Origin of the sequence: Streptomyces sp. UH6 (assembly GCF_013421635.1) — a bacterium.
In the GTDB taxonomy this organism is placed as follows: domain Bacteria; phylum Actinomycetota; class Actinomycetes; order Streptomycetales; family Streptomycetaceae; genus Streptomyces; species Streptomyces abyssomicinicus.
Genome location: NZ_JACADT010000955.1, coordinates 1 through 2179 on the forward strand (window position 1 = coordinate 1; position 2179 = coordinate 2179).

A 2179-nucleotide genomic window follows, 5' to 3' on the forward strand; every position below is an offset into this window, starting at 1 on the left:
ACGGGGGTGTGCCCGCCCTCCGGCCCGGCGTCACCGGCCCCGTCGTCCCGGCTCGCCGGGGGCCGGGGCCGCGCCTGGGGCTGGTCCAGGTCGATCCAGAACTCCTCGCCGGCCGTCCCGTCGCTCACCGCCCCTCCGTCACCCTGACGAAGTCGGCGACGAGTTCCGCCCTGCCGTCCTCGGTCCGCATCACCTCGGACACCACGACCTTGGTGCCCGGCTCCAGGACGGGCCGGGCGAAGAGGGCGCGGGCCAGTGGATTGATCAGGTGGGTCTCCAGGCCCATCCCGATGCCGCGACCCCCCGACCACTGGTCGGCGGTACAGGCCTTCCGCAGCGCCTCACGCGCATCCGGGGCGAGTTCGAGCGTGATGCGGTGCCCGGCGGCGAGCTGCCGCTGGATGTTGCCCACCTGGAGGTCGAAGATCTGGCGCGCCACCTCCTCCGAGATGAAGTCGAAGACCACGACGTTGCCGCCGATCCGGTTCATCAGCTCCGGGCGCCCGATGACCTTCTCGAAGTGCGCTTTGACGTTCTTCTTGACCTCCGCCTCGAGAAGCGGGTAAGGGGTGCCGGGCGCGACGATCCACTCCCGGTTCTGCGTCTCGGGGTCGATGCGCTGCACCCCGAGGTTGGAGGTGAAGATCAGGACGCATTCGCTGAAGTAGGTGGTGACGCCCTGGCCGTCCGTGAGCCGGCCGTCCTCCAGGACCTGGAGGAACTTGTCCAGGACCCCCTTGTCGGCCTTCTCGATCTCGTCGAAGAGGATCACCCGGAACGGGTCCTGGCGCACCGCGGCGGTCAGCTCGCCCCCCGCCTCGAAGCCGACGTATCCCGGGGGCGCCCCGACCAGCCGGTCGGCCGCGTGCGAGGAGGAGAACTCGCTCATGTCGAAGCGCAGATAGGCCTGTTCGTTGTCGAAGAGGACCGACGCGACCGCCTTGGCCAGCTCGGTCTTTCCGGTGCCGGTCGGGCCGGCGAAGAAGAGGACACCCCGTGGCCGGTGGCCGGGACTGGTCGCCTGCGCCCCCGACAGACCCAGCGCGGCACGCTTGAGGATGTCGAGCGTCTTGGAGACCGCCGCCTCCTGGCCCAGGACCCGCCGGGGCACCGAGTGCTCGTTCTCCGGGTCCTCGCCCCGCAGGATGCGCCGGCGGATCTCCTCCCGGCTCCACGGGTTCTTCTCGACCCCCAGCCGGTAGACGCGGACCGCGTCCGGCATGGACCGGAAGGGGATGCCCCGGTCCAGGGCCAGTTCGACGCTCTCCCGCATCCCCACCAGGCGCATCCCGGAGGCGGCGCGGACGAAGGACTCGACGGCCTCCTCGCTCTCCTTCGCCGTGGCGGACGGCGCGAGGGAGGTGGTGCGCCGCTTCCGCTCGTACTCCCGGCGCAGCAGATGGGCCATGCGCAGCCGCTCGTCCGCGTCGGGTTCCGGCACCGCCACGGCGCGGATCCGCTCGCTGCCGCTGACGAACCAGTTGGGCAGGTCGCGTTCGCCCTCCGCGAGCCAGATCACGGGGTTGTACAGTTCACGGCCCGCCGAGCCCGGGGCTCCCCGCACCGGTTTCACCGAGTCGGCGAGCTGAAGGCAGGCGAGGAAGAAGTCCCGCTCGTCGGGGCTGAGCCGGGTCACGTCCTGCACCAGGCGTGAGGCGTGCTGCACGACCAGGGCCACCCGCAGCGGCGGGAGTTCGACGCCGTCGGGCCGTGCCCTGCGGCGTTCCTCGGCCCAGCCGCCGACGATCTTCCTCAGTTCGGCGCAGGTCTTCTCCTGCTGGGCCGCGGTGGAGCCGGGGAAGGTCAGGTGCTGCGGCGCCAGCGTCTTGGCGGCCTCGGTGACGTCGGGCAGCGCGTGGCGCAGCGAGATGCCGTTGATCTGGTCGCACACCAGCAGCACCTGGTAGCCCATGCGGAACAGGTGGTTCCCCAGCGCCGTCAGCAGGGAGAAGCAGCGCTCCTGGCCGCCGGAGTCGCGGACCAGGTGCAGATCGTGGATGTTGCCGTGCAGGACGTACTGGGCATGGACGCTCAGGGTGCCGGAGATCTCCTGGACGAACAGCGGCACCTGGTACAGGTCTTCCTTCTGCAGTTCCACAACGCTTCCTCAGCTCGTCGTCCACGTGATCAGGTCCCGCCGCCCGGAAGGCCCGGACCGCCCGGACCGCCCGGACCGCCC

General features: G+C 70.9%; 1 protein-coding gene. It reads right to left on the reverse strand.

Annotated elements, in window-relative coordinates; translation table 11 throughout:
• Nucleotides 1-124 precede the first annotated feature (124 nt).
• The gene (locus HW445_RS34195; protein ID WP_308800042.1) at nucleotides 125-2098 is read right to left on the reverse strand and encodes an AAA family ATPase; all 1974 of its coding nucleotides are present in this window, start codon (nucleotides 2096-2098) and stop codon (nucleotides 125-127) included.
• Between the last annotated feature and the right edge of the window lie 81 nt (nucleotides 2099-2179).